The organism is Paraglaciecola sp. IT1134, from assembly GCF_058068185.1.
Window position 1 is genome coordinate 4,157,213 of sequence record NZ_CM176486.1, and the last position, 15,831, is coordinate 4,173,043.

Annotated in this window: 12 protein-coding genes; 5 read left to right on the forward strand and 7 right to left on the reverse strand. The window is 45.9% G+C overall.

Going from position 1 to position 15,831, the window contains the following annotated elements:
* Positions 1-260: 260 nt before the first annotated feature.
* Positions 261-770 carry an Lrp/AsnC family transcriptional regulator gene (locus AC3RV5_RS18250; protein ID WP_489729006.1) on the reverse strand — a complete coding sequence of 170 codons (510 nt, stop codon included), beginning with the start codon at positions 768-770 and terminating at the stop codon, positions 261-263.
* Between the two features lie 215 nt (positions 771-985).
* On the opposite strand from AC3RV5_RS18250, the gene AC3RV5_RS18255 reads away from it, so the two are divergent.
* The 3 genes from AC3RV5_RS18255 to AC3RV5_RS18265 all read left to right on the forward strand — a co-directional run bounded on the left by AC3RV5_RS18255 (position 986) and on the right by AC3RV5_RS18265 (position 5,816).
* Positions 986-3,139, forward strand: coding sequence for a TonB-dependent receptor (locus AC3RV5_RS18255; RefSeq protein WP_489729007.1), 2,154 nt, complete (start codon positions 986-988; stop codon positions 3,137-3,139).
* Between the two features lie 84 nt (positions 3,140-3,223).
* Entirely contained in the window at positions 3,224-4,537 is a 1,314-nt protein-coding gene (locus AC3RV5_RS18260; protein WP_489729008.1) for a purine-cytosine permease family protein, read from the forward strand.
* 154 nt (positions 4,538-4,691) lie between these two features.
* Positions 4,692-5,816, forward strand: coding sequence for an S-methyl thiohydantoin desulfurase family protein (locus tag AC3RV5_RS18265; RefSeq protein WP_489729009.1), 1,125 nt, complete (start codon positions 4,692-4,694; stop codon positions 5,814-5,816).
* A gap of 157 nt (positions 5,817-5,973) precedes the next feature.
* On the opposite strand, the gene hmpA is transcribed toward AC3RV5_RS18265, so the two are convergent.
* The 3 genes from hmpA to AC3RV5_RS18280 form a co-directional block, all read right to left on the reverse strand.
* Positions 5,974-7,191 (reverse strand): NO-inducible flavohemoprotein, encoded by a 1,218-nt coding sequence (hmpA, locus tag AC3RV5_RS18270; RefSeq protein ID WP_489729010.1) that lies wholly within the window; start codon positions 7,189-7,191, stop codon positions 5,974-5,976.
* 102 nt (positions 7,192-7,293) lie between these two features.
* Positions 7,294-8,535: an NnrS family protein gene (locus AC3RV5_RS18275; RefSeq protein ID WP_489729011.1), complete on the reverse strand. Its 1,242-nt coding sequence runs from the start codon at positions 8,533-8,535 to the stop codon at positions 7,294-7,296.
* Positions 8,536-8,538: 3 nt separating this feature from the next.
* Positions 8,539-8,790 carry a hypothetical protein gene (locus AC3RV5_RS18280; protein ID WP_489729012.1) on the reverse strand — a complete coding sequence of 84 codons (252 nt, stop codon included), beginning with the start codon at positions 8,788-8,790 and terminating at the stop codon, positions 8,539-8,541.
* Between the two features lie 232 nt (positions 8,791-9,022).
* On the opposite strand from AC3RV5_RS18280, the gene norR reads away from it, so the two are divergent.
* Positions 9,023-10,609, forward strand: a complete 1,587-nt coding sequence (norR, locus tag AC3RV5_RS18285) for a nitric oxide reductase transcriptional regulator NorR (protein WP_489729013.1) — start codon at positions 9,023-9,025, stop codon at positions 10,607-10,609.
* A gap of 39 nt (positions 10,610-10,648) precedes the next feature.
* Here norR and AC3RV5_RS18290 read toward each other — a convergent pair whose 3' ends face one another.
* Complete coding sequence (locus AC3RV5_RS18290; protein ID WP_489729014.1) at positions 10,649-11,614, reverse strand: MBL fold metallo-hydrolase; 966 nt, start codon at positions 11,612-11,614, stop codon at positions 10,649-10,651.
* A gap of 334 nt (positions 11,615-11,948) precedes the next feature.
* On the reverse strand, positions 11,949-13,043 hold the full coding sequence (locus AC3RV5_RS18295; RefSeq protein WP_489729015.1) for a methyl-accepting chemotaxis protein: 1,095 nt from the start codon (positions 13,041-13,043) through the stop codon (positions 11,949-11,951).
* A gap of 340 nt (positions 13,044-13,383) precedes the next feature.
* Here AC3RV5_RS18295 and AC3RV5_RS18300 point away from each other — a divergent pair, with 340 nt between their 5' ends.
* A complete protein-coding gene (locus AC3RV5_RS18300) occupies positions 13,384-14,337 on the forward strand; it encodes an alpha/beta fold hydrolase (protein ID WP_489729016.1) in 954 nt (317 codons plus the stop codon).
* Between the two features lie 49 nt (positions 14,338-14,386).
* Here the strand turns inward: AC3RV5_RS18300 and AC3RV5_RS18305 are convergent, their stop codons facing one another.
* Positions 14,387-15,781 carry a M20/M25/M40 family metallo-hydrolase gene (locus tag AC3RV5_RS18305; RefSeq protein ID WP_489729017.1) on the reverse strand — a complete coding sequence of 465 codons (1,395 nt, stop codon included), beginning with the start codon at positions 15,779-15,781 and terminating at the stop codon, positions 14,387-14,389.
* Between the last annotated feature and the right edge of the window lie 50 nt (positions 15,782-15,831).

Here is a 15,831-nt window from a genome sequence, read left to right on the forward strand (position 1 = left end):
AGAGTAAACCTGTGCTCAGCACAGCAATATCATTAGCGTACGTAAGTATCTATCAACATAGAGATTGAGCGGCGGTGTTTGCCGCAAAATTATGCCATATAGTTAGCAAATTGATGGATTTTGTATTGGGGTTAAAAATAAAATAGTTGATAAGTTCCATGTCGTATTCAATATTGCAGCCAAAAGCGGGATTGCATAAAAAAACAACCTAAGCTGCTAGGGGCAATATCAGCGTTATAGATAATGCAGATTGCTAAGCACTAGTCTTGCCCATCGTCTTCTATCCATTTCAAATGTGCCAAGGGATAACCCAAAAACCACTTGGCGCGATCTAATACGATCCGGGTTTTAATATGTTTAATCGATAAATTCGGGTTATCACTAAGCTCAGTACAAGCCTCATTTAAGGCTTTGATATCAGAAAAACAACTCAAGGAAATATAATCCACGTCACCGCTTAGCTGCATGCAGTCCATAATGTGAGGCATATCTTTGATGACAGCCGCGAACTTACGCCGCATCGCTGCACTGTTATCATCAAACGTAAATTCGATGTAGGCAAAAACGTGTTCACAGAGTCGATCTAAATTTACATCCGCATGAGAAGCGCGAAAATAGCCGGCTTCTTTTAGTGCCTTAACGCGTTGAAAACACGCACTGGTAGATAGGTTAACCTTTTCCGCTAATTCAATATTGGTTAAATCAGCTTGCAAATGTAGGGCGGCTAAGATTTTTCGATTGTAACTATCTATTTTAATTGTTTTTTTCATCTCTCTACCTGTATGACTCAACCAGAATGTCGAAACATTTTTTCGCGCTCACACAATAAATAACACACATAGCCGATTGTTCGATAAATTATGCATGTCAAACATAGCGATAACAAAATATTATTTTGCCAGATTTGTGGACACTTGAATGACACAAAATTTGAACCGCATTAGAACTGTTCAAAATAAAAACAAACTCCCTTGAGGACGTTAACATGCACAACAAATCCACGTTATTTGCAAAATCTACCCTTGCCTTAGGCGTCAGTCTATCGCTTATTTCCGGGGTGCAATCACAAGAACAGGTCAGTCCAAAGACTAAGGTAACGAGTGCAGATATTGAAATCATCTCAATTTCTGCTCGCGGACGCACAGAATCTATTCAATCGGTGCCCGACTCTGTGACCGCGTTTTCATCAGAGATGATTGAAAATGCGCGCATTACTAATTTTAAAGATGTCGCAAATTTGACTCCGAATCTGAGTCAACTCGACAACTTTCGCCCAGGTCTAGCGCGTATTACAATTCGAGGCTTAATTACTCCCCAGGTCGGTGACCCACCATTAGCCTTTGTGGTCGATGGGGTAACGGCCTCAGATCTCGAGTTTATCAACCAAGACCTTGTGGATATTGAACGCATTGAAGTGATGCGCGGGGCACAAGGTGCGCTATATGGTCGCGGCGCAGTTGGCGGTGCAGTTATTATCACGACCAAGCAACCCATCGAAGACCTGGAAGGCAGTGTGAAAGGTTCCTATAGCAATGGCAATGCCTATCATTTAAGCGGGGTACTGTCGGGCTCGTTAAATGAACAAGACACGGCCTATTTTCGTGTTGGGGGTTACACCAAAAGCAGTGATGGTTTAATTGATAATATCTTTTTAAATGATCAGGCGGATGCCCTCGATGAAGACGCGGTCTTTGCCCAACTACAATTTGATTTGTTTGACGATACCAGTTTAAACTTTAAAGGTCGTTATACCACCAGTACCGCTGGGTTCGCTTACTACCAAGGTGTAACAGAAGACAGCATAGAAGATTTCTCTATTCAGACCTCGCAAAATATCAAAAACCTCGACGAGCGAGACGTTTACGAACTAAGTGCCAGACTAAACCAAGATTACCAGTTGGGAACCTTTGAGTTCATCACAGCTTATAGCAAGTCGGAAAACCAGCATATTTATGATGGCGACTACTCCGCTGATACGACCTTTATCGACGAAGCAGATTTTTTCCGCGCGCCTTTTGGTACCCTGGGTGTGTTTGATGTTGAATCCTTTACGGTTGAAAGTCGCTTTACGTCACAGAGTGAGCAACCGTTGCGCTGGGCTGTATCGTTGTTTTATCAAGATCGTCAGCGTGATAGCGCCGTTAGTTTCTTTGATGATATCGAAGGTGCCTCACCCAGAGCCCGGAGCGACTTTACCGATGAAGATATTTTTCTCGTCATCGCAGATAGTAACAGCAGTAAAGCATGGGCTGTATCGGGTCAAGTCAACTACGACGTTACCGATTCGTTAGAACTCACAGGGGCTGTGCGTTTTGATCACGACAAGCGCGAGTCATTTGATCCAAACTTTGCTGAGCAAACGTTTGCGCAAAAATCATTTAGCCAATCTCAACCCAAAGTAACCTTGGCTTATCAAGCAACGCCAGATGTATTGCTTTATTCCAGTTACTCAAAAGGATTCAGAAGTGGTGGCTTTAATGAGCCAGCAGAAGGCATCAGCCGTACATTTGATAAAGAGGTTTCCGATAGCGTTGAAGCGGGCTTTAAAAGCACCTTATTTGACAATAGCGTAACCTTAAATGGCGCCGCGTTTAGCATTGAACAAGATGACGCACAGATCACCGTATTTAACGTCAACACATTCACGCTTGAGAACTTAGCCATAAATGAAGTGCACACCCTAGGTCTCGAATTAGAACTGGGCATTGTGGCATCTGCAAACTTAGATATTCGTTTGAGTGCTGGCATAATAGACTCTGAGATTAAACGTTTTGCTGACCAGCCATCACTTGTCGGTGAAACCATGGTTTGGATCCCTGATTACAACTTGGCATTATCTGCCACGCACTCCCATGAGCTAAATGATACTTGGCGGTTAATCTCACGAGCATCGCTGCAAGTTGACGGGCCAAAATCATTTGATATTACGCAGCCACAGATCCGCTCGTCACAATATCGTTATGTGAATGCTGGTATTGGTCTTAAATCTGACGCTTGGACGGTACAATTATTTGTTAAAAATCTTAACGATGAGCGCGCCATCGAAGATATTTTTCTCTTTGGAGATGGCGTGACAGAATTTGCCCGTCAGCCTAACAAGCCTCGTTCCTATGGTATCGAAGCTTCATACCGCTTTTAGTGTCGACATGTTTAGGCTGCGTGCCATAAGTTAAACACCTTTACAGCCTCTCAATGGGGCTGTCTTCAAACACAGGCAACAAACATGACAGAGAAAGCTACTTCGAAAGCCGTTACAGCTTTAGAGGATTATGCAATAACACCTGTGCCACAAAACGAAACCGTGAATGGTTTTGGCATCGGCATGATCAATGGCGGTTTAGCGTTTGCCGTACCCGGGCTCATTACCGGTATTCAATTAGGCGGTGCGCTAGGATTAGAAAAAAGCATATTTGCCTTTTTACTCGGTGGCTTAGCGCTGGCGTTACTTGGTACTGTCACCGGTTTGGTCGGCATGCATAATCGTTATTCATCTTGTATGACCATTAAATTTGTTTTCGGAACCCGTGGTGCCAATATTATTAATTTGGCGTTTGTGGTGTCACTGCTAGGTTGGTATGGCATCAATGTCGACTTATTCAGTCAGGTGAGCCAACAATTTTTACTGAAATACGCCGATATCAATGCACAAGCATGGCAACTTGAGGTGCTATTTGGCGTGTTGATCACCGCCATTACCGTGTGGGGATTTAAACTTATTGAACGGGTGACGAGCCTGCTTGTTCCGGTTTTGTTCGCCATCATTGTGTATTTGCTGGTGCAAAGTATCGGCTATGCAAACAGTCATGCCCCCAGCGACGTATTGCCAGTTGTATCACTGACTTTTGGCGAAGGCGTGTCGGCGGTGGTGGGAAGTTTCATCGTTAGCGTAGTACTGATGCCTGACTTTAGCCGTTTTGCCGCCAAGCCCATTGATACCGTTTATGCCTCTTTTTTGCCCTTTCTTATCATCAACTCGTTTGTTTATATGGTGTCTGCGTATGCTGGCATCGTGGTCGCCAATAGCGATATTTTATCGGTTATGTTGATATTAGGATTAGGCGGCTTTGCTTTCTTTTTACTCTTGATATCCAGCTGTTTAACCAATGTAATTAATCTGTACAGTTGCGGCCTGGGTTTGATGGCGGTATTTCCCAAGTTCAAAGAATGGCAATGGATCATCACCGCTGGAGTATTAGGTACCCTTGTCGCCTCCTTTAATATTCTTGATAACTTCACCAATTTTCTGTTTGGGTTATCGATTATTTTCACCCCAGTAGCGGCCATTTATGTGGTGGATTTTTTCTTAATCAGGCACGCTCAAAAGTATGAGTTCGCCAGTTTAACCCAGGATCAAAACGTTAAATATCGTGCGATTATTGCCTGGCTCATTGGTATTTTCACTTCGATTGCTTCAAACCAAGGTTGGTTTACCTTAACGTCCATCGAAGTTTTTGATGCCGTTATTGTGACATTACCCACCTACTACCTATTGTCTCGCGGCCAAATTCGTAAATATCTGCCATGCCCCCACGAATAAAATTTTGCCTGACCCTATAAATTCGAATGTTTGTCCGCCTAGAAGGCATCATCACAAACTTTAAATTTCTTCGTTGTCGTTAAGATCAAAGACACCACAACTAAGTTCGTTTCAGTGATCCTCAATGAACCACTGGAGATAAACAGGTATACACATGAAAGAATTAACGCACATAGACTTATCCGATATTTTATATGGCTGTGCCATTCTCGGCACCGGTGGTGGTGGCGAACTATCAGAAGGTTTTCGTTATATAGATGCCGCCTTTGCTGCAGGTAAAACCTTTACTTTGATAAGCTTAGATGAAGTACCACCAGGAAAAAAACTGTGCACGCCTTACTTGTTAGGGGCATTAACACCGATATCTGCCGCTGAGGAACAACAATACGCTGCGTTGCCACGGGCAAAAGAGCTACCAATGTTAAGTGCTTATCATCGCCTAAAAGAGCTTACCGGCGACGATTATTACGGCACTATTTGTTGCGAGCTCGGCGGTTCAAACACCGCCATCGCGTTTTATGTTGCAGCTATGACAGATGGTTATATTATTGACGCCGACCCTGCGGGCCGTGCGGTGCCTGAAATTACCCACTCCACCTATTACTTTAATGGATTGCCGGCAGCGCCCATCGTTACCGCAAACGAATTTGGTGAATGTTTTATTTGTGAAAACGTAGTTGATGACATGCGCGCAGAAAAGATCGTACGCGCCTTAGCCATGATCAGCAAAAATGATATTGCCGCTATTGATCATGCCCTACCTATAGAGCAACTAAAACACGCCGTTATTCCCGGCACCATTACCAAGGCGTTAAACATCGGCCGTGCGTATCGATTAGCCATTGAAGAAAAACGTGATATCGCAGATGCCATTGCCCAAAAAGGTGAAGGATACGTGGCCTTTAGAGGCACAGTGAGTGACTTTTCTTTTGTTACTGAACAGGGTTTTACCTTGGGAAATGTTGATATTCAGGGCGGGGGCCAATACCAAACTTTGACCTACAGCATTGCGGTAAAAAATGAAAATTTGGTGGCGAGAATTAACGGTCAAGTGGATGTCACCATTCCTGATTTGATTTGCTGTATTGATCTTGACGAACAAACACCGGTAACCAATCCAAACTACAAAATCGGCATGAACCTGGCCGTGATTGTTTTGCCGGCGCCCAAAGAATTCACAACTACCAAAGGTTTAGCTGCCTTTGGTCCCGCATACGCTGGGCTAGGCGATGAATACCGATGTGCAGTGACCAGACATTTTGCTGCACTATCGCTGTGACAATGTCTGCTCGCTTTAGAGCACACACAGTTTCGTCATTTTCTGCACAGCAGTTATTCAAATAAGCTGTGTTTATAGACGGCGAAAAATAAAAAACAGGTGTTGCCGACATATATTGACCGGCAATCCCGTTTAATAGTGCCTCTAAAGGTTGGCGTTAAAAATCGCTATGTGGACCAAACACTTCGTAGTGAATTTGTGTTTCGGCGACACCTAAACTCAGCAATTCTCCTTTAACAAACTTCATAAATCCCGTTGGACCACAAATATAAAATTGCCCGTCAAGTATGGGCAATTGACTACGAACGTCATTGAGTTCCATTAACCCTGAAAACGAAACAATTTCTGCTTTTTCAGCATCGGTGGCGCTGGCTTTGTCTGCATCATGTAAATACCAGGTAAAACTCGTTAGCTGCCCAGATTTTTGCTTAAGCTGCCCTACCCGCTCGCTAAAAGAATGCTGGATTGGGTTTTCACAGGCATGCAAAAACAGCACAGGTGCTTGTTTAACACTATCTACCAGTGCCTCTAACATCGACATCATGGGCGTTAACCCTACACCGGCGGAAATTAATACCGTGGGTAAGTGGGCATTTTGTAAGAAAAAATCTCCCGCTGGCGGAAGTACGCTAATTTCGTCACCTTGCTCGATATGCTCATGCAGGTGGTTAGATACCAACCCGTTCACCTCACCGCTTTGACGTTTCACACTGATGCGATAGGTACTTGAGTTTGGTTTATCTGATAATGAATATTGGCGCATTTCCACGTAATCACAGTGTTTAGGTTGCACTTTTATACCCAAATATTGTCCCGGCTTGTAACTTACCACGGGGTTGCCATCAACCGGCGCCAACACAAAACTGGTTACCAGCGCAGATTCAGCTTTTTTGCTAAGGACTTTAAATTGGCGTGGGCCTAACCAGCCCCCTTCAGCCTGCTCTGATTGTTTATACAAGGTATCTTCCCGATGAATAAATATATTCGCCAAAGCGCCGTAGGCTTCTGTCCAGGCTTGCTCGACTTCAGGGGTAAAAGCATCTGGTGCCAGTTCACGCAGTGTTTCTATCAGATGATGACCGACAATATCGTAGTGCTGTGGTTGAATGAAAAAGCTCGTGTGTTTATGGGCTACGCGCTCAACTAAATCCGACAATACCGACAGATTATCGATATTTTTCGCATAGGCTGCAATGGCGCTAAATAACGCGAATTGCTGCCGCCCGTTGGCTTGGTTGGCCATATTAAATATATCTTTTAGCTCAGGATTGAGGCGAAACATGCGTTGATAAAAATGATCCGTGATCGCCACCCCAGCCGATTCGAGCAAGGGAATAGTACTTTTTACTGTAGCAATGGTTTGAGCTGATAACATAAAAACCTCTTAATTGATGAATGTAAAAATATTGAATTTCGTTGTTTGTATTAACCGGATGCCTCACCCGAGTTTCTCAACCGAGTTTCTCAACCGAGATTCTCAACCGGACTTACCGTCGACACGGGCTTGGGTGAGAACGGGCAGGTAGTGCCATAAAAATAAACTAAAAGCCGCCACCCACAGCAAGGCGCTGATTTGCCATAGGGTAGCGACATGCACGAATAAACCAGACACAGTGCGCACAACACCTGCCACTAACAGCATAGCGAAGGCTAAACTCAGCCAGTGACTAACCTGTAACGCCCGGCCGGTATGCCCAAGTGACACCCGAGACATCATGCTCAAAATCAGGGAAGAGATGGCACTGATGCTGATCAAATGCAGGCTGTCTTTTAACGCCAAGTAGTGGGTTAATTGGCTGATTCCGGCGAGCAGCAAACCAAGGGCCATGGCGAAATACGCCAGGTGTAATGACCACAATAACGATGTGCCCCAGATTCTATTGCTATACCAAAGACGTAATCGCAGCAAATGCCCTGCGGCCAGGATGATAAAGATCCAGCCCGAACTCACCTCAAACGCCAAGAAATACTCAACAACAAACCACAGGGTCGCCAGCACCGATAACACCCACAAGATACGATCCAAACGTGGGTTTTTGGCTTGCGGCAATGACAGCGCATTAGCGGTAAAAAATGGAATAACTCGACCGCCTAATACGCTTATCAAGGCACAAAAAAGGATGATCGCGCTTTGTACTAAATGTGCTGCTCCGGCATAATTTTGCTGGAGTACTAAGATCACAAATAGGCTATTGATCAGCAACATGCCGCACAGCACATAAATAAACAGATAGTTGTTACGGCTTTTAGCCGTTATCACCAAGCGCCCGTAAAACCCGATACAGCCAAGCCACCAGCCCAACTGAGCAATACAAAATAACCACATACCCCATTGGTATTGCCCCAGTAACAAGCTTATGCGTGCGGTTAACCACAGCAACGTTAATAATATTAAGGCGCGGCCATGCACACTGCGCAGGCCGGTCCAGGTTTGCGCGGCAGTGAGTAGAAACCCCGCAGCAATTAGAGCGGCAAAACCAAAAATCATTTCGTGGCCGTGCCACAATGTGGGTGGCAAATTAAACGTAATCGGCCCGTAACCGCTAAACCAAGCGGCCCAAATAGCCATGGCGACGAATGCCCATATCGCTCCAGCTAAAAAGAACACCCGAAATGCCAAAACAAATATGACTTGAAAAGGTCGGTTAGGTGTCTGGGTGGGCGAATCAGATTGTGCAGGTAAGGACAGGTTGTGTACCCCTGGATCGAGCTTTAGCATAAGTTAATACACCTGCTTTTTAAGTTCATATTGCGCTACGCAGCGCCCAACATAAGCTAGCTTCAAGGCACTGGCACTAATGATGATCAACACATGGCTGATGATCTGTTGGTTTAGGGAAAACCAGTCTGACATGGGGTAACTCACCGTAATGCTCAGTAACAGCACCGCCAAGGAAACTGCCAGTATATGGTTCGTCGCGCTCAACAATGTATGGTAAGTGTTGCCTTGAATATTTTGCGTAACATCACCCATAAATTACTCCTGCTGTGCCGGATACTCGCTAATATTAGCCATTCATCCTTTCGTGATACTTAGGGTATTGCACCTATAATGCCAACTCAGTAAAGCAAATAAAATCATATAGTTACATTGACTACCACCATGCTTGCGAGTCATAATGACTCACCAATGCATTGTCAAAATGACACGCATTGGTTTTTGTGACACAATCCAATCGGGCGTTACTTACTTGAGGGGAAACAATATGGTTGAACTTAATTCAACATTATTGCTAGAGGTCGCATTGGATTTGGCCAATAGCATTACTAACGAAGATCGCTTCGATCGCCTGTTATCTTCCATTCGAAAAGCCATCAATTGCGATGCTGTGGTATTACTTGCCTATCAAAACGAACGATTAAAGCCATTAGCCACTCAGGGATTAGCCCCTGATACTTTGGGGCGGCGGTTTAAGCTGACAGACCACCCGCGCTTAAGCAAGATTTGTGCTGGCCGTCAGCCCGTGCGTTTTCCAGCAGATTCCCCCCTGCCCGACCCGTATGATGGTTTATTATTAGTTAAAGAAGGGGATTTACCCGTGCATTCTTGTATGGGCTTACCTTTGTACAGTAATGAGCATTTAATGGGTGTGGTCACCTTAGATAGCTTGCAGCCCGGTGCTTTTTCAGCCATTCCCGAGCGCACCTTACAGTTGATCATGGCCCTGGCTGCGGCCACCTTGAAAACCGCAGTGCAACTAGAGGCCCTGGAGCAGCGCGCTCAACAGGCACAAGATTTAGTGCAAGAACTCACTCACGAAGCCCTTACACGAGACGGCGGCGAACTCATTGGCAAAAGCCCGGTGATGCTTGCCCTTAAAAGTGACATTCAATTAGTGGCAGGCTCAGATTACACCGTGTTGATCGAGGGAAAGACCGGCGTAGGTAAAGAGTTGGTGGCGCGCACTGTGCATCAATTTTCCCATCGCAGTGAGCAACCGTTGATACATTTAAACTGTGCATCCATCCCTGAAACCTTGGCCGAAAGTGAATTATTCGGCCACGCCAAAGGGGCATTTAGTGGCGCAGACAAAGAGCGACCCGGTAAATTTCAGTTAGCCCACGGCGGTACCATATTTCTGGATGAAGTGGGGGAATTGCCCCTGGGTGTGCAGAGCAAGTTATTACGAGTATTACAAAGTGGCGAAATTCAACCCGTAGGCAAAGACCGGGTGAAACATGTCAATGTGCGGGTGATCGCTGCGACCAACAGAGATTTGGCCAACGAAGTAAAACTGGGTCGCTTTCGCGCTGATCTCTATCATCGCTTATCTGTTTACCCCATCACTGTGCCTGATCTTAAAGATCGCGAGCAAGATATATTACTCTTGGCCGGTTTTTTCCTTGAAGTGACTGCCCGTAAACTGGGCATACGTCAATTGAAGATAAACCGTGATGCCCAGCATGTTTTATTAATTTACCCTTGGCCCGGTAATGTACGGGAACTTGAACATGTGATCAGCCGTGCCTCGTTAAAAGCTTCAAGAGGCTCAAACGTACAAGATATTATTGCGCTCACGCCACAGGATTTAGATCTGGCCCCAACCAACCTTAATCACGGCCCCACTCATAATAACCTTGCATCGGCTGCGCCTGAATTTCAAGTTCTCGGTGAGCAAAGCTTAAAAATCGCAACAGAGGCCTTTCAAAAACAACAAATTATGCAGGTATTAACACAGACACAAGGTAATTGGACCGAAGCCGGCAAAAGACTTCAGCTGGATCGTGCCAACCTGGCCCGCTTGGCAAAACGCTTAGGAATAGGCGTCGAGAAAAATATAAAACTTAACTGACGTGCCTTAACGTCAGTCTGGTATTTTTTTGCAAAGGGCTTAACGAATACGTTGATAATTAACCGGCACCCACTCAAAACCGTCATCCAGTTTGCGCAGGTGTCCCAGCCCAGGAAACTGAATATGGCTAGCGCCGACCATTACTTTGTCTGAAGCCAGTTTGTTAAACACCTTTTGGCGGGTTTTTTCTGCCTGCTTAGGCTCAGAATCAAAATCTATGGTCACCTCAGGATGGGCAAACTGCACAGCCCCAGCATGGATTAAATCACCTATTACCCATAGGATTTGCCCATCGCTTTCAATCACATAGGATGTGTGCCCCGCTGTATGCCCATGAGTTGATAGCGCACTGATCCCCGGCATGATTTGCCCGCTGTCGCTAAAAGGCTGGAACTGCTTGGCGCTCACATAGGGATTGAGTGAAGCCATGGCTCCTTGGAAAAACCCTTTGGAATCCTCAGGCGCACTGTCCATCTGGCTTTGGCTCAACCAGTAATCGGCATCTTGTTGGGAGGCTCGTACCACAGCGTTGGTAAAAACCCGCTTTTGCTCAGTAGCCAAACCACCCACGTGATCCGGATGCATATGCGTGATCAGGATTTCATCAATCTGATCAGCCTCATATCCTGACGCCTTAAGATTTTGCAGAAATTTTCCCAGGGTGGGGCCAAACAACGAGCCGGCGCCGCTGTCGATCAGTACCAGTTTTTGGCCGGTATTGATCAAATAGGTATTCACCGAAGACTCGACAGGGGCAGTTAAAAACGATTCGGCCAACTGTGCCGTCGTGGTTTCGCTTGGTTGCTGTAATAGTTTATCCATAGGTAAATCGACCGTGCCATCGCTTAACACTGTGAGTTCAAAATCCCCTAACATAATGCGATAAAAACCCGGAGCCGATTGTTTGACCATAGGTGCCCCGGCATGCACCTGCACTGCGGATACCATGCCTAATATCAGGCTAGATGACAGTAAAACGCTTTTTGCCAGTTTATGTAGTTTCATTTAATGCCTCTGTTTTTAATTGAGTAGCTGCCAGCCCATAATGGAGTGGTTAAACCATGAATAATCATGAGTTTAATCTTGCACTGTGTCCAGCACAAGTTAGCCATTCCCTTCTTGGGGACGCTAGTAATTTACCGATAAACGAACGATAACCTGAACAACTCGCAGACAAAGCTGACTGGTGAACGGTGAATGGTGAATGGTTACCGATTATCTAATGAGATAAGGCAATTAGTCAGAGCTTGATTTGGTTTTTGTATGGGCTTTAAACAATAGCATTTCTGGTTAACAGGGTTGATGAGCACAACCCCTGACATTGGCGAAATATTCCTAACTAAATGATCTTGGCAAGATCATCCAGGTAAGACATCAAATCGCGGCTGGCATCTTCCATTTTTTCCAGGTGTTGGACTGCTTCATCTTTTTTATCCTCTTGAAATAGCTTCATGGCTTGTACGCCACATGAGTGGACTGTCCCGTGGGGTTTGTCGAGATTGCGAAAAGCAGACTCGGTAGAATATTGCTGTTTTCCCGTCGATTGATACCATTTACCCAAGCGGCATGATGTATGGTCAACAAAGTCACTAATACTTTTATCACTCAGATCATAGATCACAGCGTAAACTTCGCTCTTCCACACTATGTGATCCAGTTTGACCGTTTCAATAAAGGAGCTCTGGGACGAACTTGAAATCGCATCTTTCATCACATTACAGATATTGACGATGGAATTATAATTCTCATTCAAATTTGCCACCCCTGCGGTAAGGGTATCGTTGTTATTTCTGATATCGCCAACAGACTCCACCGCGCCCTTGGTAGAGGTAATAATATTGCCAACCAAATCTGCCACTTCACTAGCCGATTTATTGGTTTCATTTGCCAACGAGCGCACCTCATCAGCTACCACACTGAACCCCCGACCTGCGTCACCCGCCCGGGCGGCTTCAATAGCTGCATTTAACGCCAATAAATTAGTTTGGTCTGAAATGCTGGTAATGGTCGACACAAACTTGTTGATGTTGTCTGCCTTGTCGGACAAACCAGAGATATTTGTGGTCATGCCTTCTGTCTTAGCGCCCAGTTCAGACATCGAAGCGGCTATGGCGGTCAACGAAGTAGTTGACACGTCAAACAGCTGATTAATGGTATTGACTGATTCAGTTTCCTGCTCAATTCGCTGATAAGACTCCAAGACACTTTGTCTTATGCCTTCAACCTGCTTAAGCGATTCGAGGGTACATTTGACCAAAATCCGTTGATAGCTATGAGGCGAAGCATCGGCCTGAGACTTAGCTTCTGTTTCCGCTAAAAGCAAATCGTTATCTTCCTTCAACACACTCATGTTCTGCGTGAGATCAGCTAGTTTCTGTTCCAATACCTGCTTGTCGGACGCGAGTTTTTTATATGTTGAAGATAAAACAAACATGACTTAGTTACCTATTTTGATACGCACAATGTGCCTGGATGCTCAAATTGAAGATCAAGTGTTACCTGAAAGCTTATACGGCCCATGGCTCAAAGAGTCTAGGCAATTGTTTTATATCGACAGGCAGGTGAAAAAGTTTAAATATCTATCGAGATCCAGCGCGGCCAACAACATATAAGAATGAATTACACGGCTCTTAGGTAACTTATTGTTTAAAGCCAAGTCAATTTGCAGTCCATCGCAAAATACGGCTAAGCGCCGGCCAAACCATAGTCAGCGGCTGTTGGTCAGTGCTAAACTTTGACAAAAGAGGTTCTCCCCCCCCCCCGCAGAGATAATAATGCAGCCAATATTAAAACTATCCGTTATTGCCGTGTTAGTTGTTTTGTCTGCCGCAGGGCTATTTTTGTTTGCCAATCAGGTGCCCGACCGCTCGGTCACTGAACTCAAAGAGCGCTGGGCACAACCCCCATCACAATTTATTGACATAGGCACAACGCTGGTGCATTTGAGGGACGAGGGCCTCCGGGATGATCCACTGCCGATAATACTGTTACATGGCACCAGTGCCTCGCTGCATACTTGGAATGGCTGGACCCAATCACTCAAATCACAACATAGAGTTATCCGCTTTGATATGCCCGCTTTTGGTCTGACCGGCCCCTCACCTGACCACAACTATTCTATCCAAAATTACGCAAAAACGGTGATAGCGGTTATGGACAAGCTTGGCGTTGAGCACTGCTTACTGGCGGGAAACTCGCTTGGCGGCTATGTGGCTTGGGCAACAGCACTGTTTTATCCAGATCGGATCAAGAAGTTGGTATTGATCGATGCCAGTGGTTACCCCTTTGAGTCTCAATCCATGCCCATTGCCTTCAAAATTGCCCAAACCCCGGTGTTAAACAAATTGCTAACCGATTTTTTGCCGCGCAGTTTAATCGAAAATAGTCTGAAGAACGTGTATGGCAACCCATCTATGGTTACCCCACAACTCGTAGACCGTTATATGCAGCTCAATACTCGTGCCGGCAATCGCCAGGCCTTAGTGGAACGTTTCCGCCAAACTCAACCAGGCCAGCTCGCTACTCGGATCCGAGAAATCGACATACCTACATTAATCCTGTGGGGCCAGAAAGATCGGTTGATCCCTCCTGCCATTGCTGAGCGTTTTCACCGTGACATTGCCAATAGCAAGTTGGTGCGCTTCGAACAGCTAGGCCATGTACCACAGGAAGAAGACCCGGCCAGCACGGTGGCTGTTTTGCAGGCTTTTCTGGCCCAGGGTAGCTAAATGATCAAGGCGAGTAGCGCTTGCTTTAGTCATCGGCCCTAATAACCGGCTAATTGCCGGCTAGTTGTTTAAGAATAATACTCCAGTGATCCAACCCATCGTAAAAAGCTTTGACCGGTAAACGTTCATTCAATCCGTGGGCATACATATCATCGGGATCCATAAAGGCGCCCGAAATCGCCCAGGTAGGAATACCCGCTTTGCGAAAGTGCATGCCATCAGTGCCACCTGATTCCATATAGGCAATAACATTAACCTGGGGATAACGGGTGTGCACAGCTTTGGTGACTGCCGCCATCACGTCGTCTCTTAACTCTGAGATTGGGCTTTCAATCGGGGTACCTTGGATCACAAATTCCACGGCGTCATTGTTTACCACCTGCTGCAACTGCTGTTGCACCTTTGCTACTGCAGTACCCGGAAAAATCCGGCAGTTCACTGTAGCCGTAGCGGATTGAGGCAAGGCATTTTCAGCATGTCCGGCGTTAAGCATGGTGGGCACGCAAGTGGTGCGCGTGGTACCTACATAAGAAGGTTCGGTTGCCAATCGATCTGCGGCTTTTTTATTGTTAGGATCTTCGGCAAACTGCACCATGGCTTGTCCTAACTCGCCGCCCAACTGCTGCCCGGATATGCGGAAAAACTCACGGGTCATGGCGCTTGATTGTACCGGGAAATCATAGGCCTGGATTTTCCCCAAGGTTTCAGCAAGGTCATAAATGGCATTGTCTGTTCTGGGTCGTGAACTATGTCCACCACGATTACGGATAGTGAGTTCAAAGGTCGCATAGGTTTTTTCGGCGGCCTGTACCAAATAGGCCACCGCCTGGCCGTCTTGACTTAGATCCCCCCCACCCGCATCAGAATTAAGGGCAAACTCAGCGTCGGCCAACTCAGGCCGTTCATTAGCCAACATTATAGTTGTGGTCATGCCGGTTTCTTCATCACCGGAAAACGCGATAAATAAATCACGATTTGGCACAAAGCCTTCTTTTTTCAGGCGAATGAAGGTCGCTGACAACATAGTCACGCCGTATTTATTATCTATGCTGCCGCGCCCGTAAAAATAATGCTCATCTTGGCTCAGCTCAAAAGGGGGGCGTTGCCAGTCTTCATCCAGAGCCTCTACTACATCCATATGCCCCAGCAGTAAAATGGGCTTTTTACCTGACGAACCATCCCCGGCATAACGCACTATTAAGGCTGCGGTTTCACCTCTAGGTATTACCTGTACATCATCGGCGGCGAAACCTGCGCCAATAAACTCACCCGCCAGATAGTTGGCCATTTGTGGCACTTTGCCACGCCCGGCAACCGTGGGAATTGCGATCACAGTTCGATAAATTTCCAGTGCTTTTTTAGCATGGCCAGAGTCCACCTTAGGGGCGGATAAAACAGAAAATGTGCTGACTAACAGCAGACCTATGCCAAGAGATTTATTCATAATTTGTCGTGCAGCTAAGCGATTGAAATGAATAACAACCATATACCCAA

Bases quoted from the DNA above. Each gene is read 5' to 3' on its own strand.
- AC3RV5_RS18250 (WP_489729006.1), bottom strand. From the start codon at position 770: ATGAAAAAAACAATTAAAATAGATAGTTACAATCGAAAAATCTTAGCC.
- AC3RV5_RS18255 (WP_489729007.1), top strand. From the start codon at position 986: ATGCACAACAAATCCACGTTATTTGCAAAATCTACCCTTGCCTTAGGC.
- AC3RV5_RS18260 (WP_489729008.1), top strand. From the start codon at position 3,224: ATGACAGAGAAAGCTACTTCGAAAGCCGTTACAGCTTTAGAGGATTAT.
- AC3RV5_RS18265 (WP_489729009.1), top strand. From the start codon at position 4,692: ATGAAAGAATTAACGCACATAGACTTATCCGATATTTTATATGGCTGT.
- hmpA (WP_489729010.1), bottom strand. From the start codon at position 7,191: ATGTTATCAGCTCAAACCATTGCTACAGTAAAAAGTACTATTCCCTTG.
- AC3RV5_RS18275 (WP_489729011.1), bottom strand. From the start codon at position 8,535: ATGCTAAAGCTCGATCCAGGGGTACACAACCTGTCCTTACCTGCACAA.
- AC3RV5_RS18280 (WP_489729012.1), bottom strand. From the start codon at position 8,790: ATGGGTGATGTTACGCAAAATATTCAAGGCAACACTTACCATACATTG.
- norR (WP_489729013.1), top strand. From the start codon at position 9,023: ATGGTTGAACTTAATTCAACATTATTGCTAGAGGTCGCATTGGATTTG.
- AC3RV5_RS18290 (WP_489729014.1), bottom strand. From the start codon at position 11,614: ATGAAACTACATAAACTGGCAAAAAGCGTTTTACTGTCATCTAGCCTG.
- AC3RV5_RS18295 (WP_489729015.1), bottom strand. From the start codon at position 13,043: ATGTTTGTTTTATCTTCAACATATAAAAAACTCGCGTCCGACAAGCAG.
- AC3RV5_RS18300 (WP_489729016.1), top strand. From the start codon at position 13,384: ATGCAGCCAATATTAAAACTATCCGTTATTGCCGTGTTAGTTGTTTTG.
- AC3RV5_RS18305 (WP_489729017.1), bottom strand. From the start codon at position 15,781: ATGAATAAATCTCTTGGCATAGGTCTGCTGTTAGTCAGCACATTTTCT.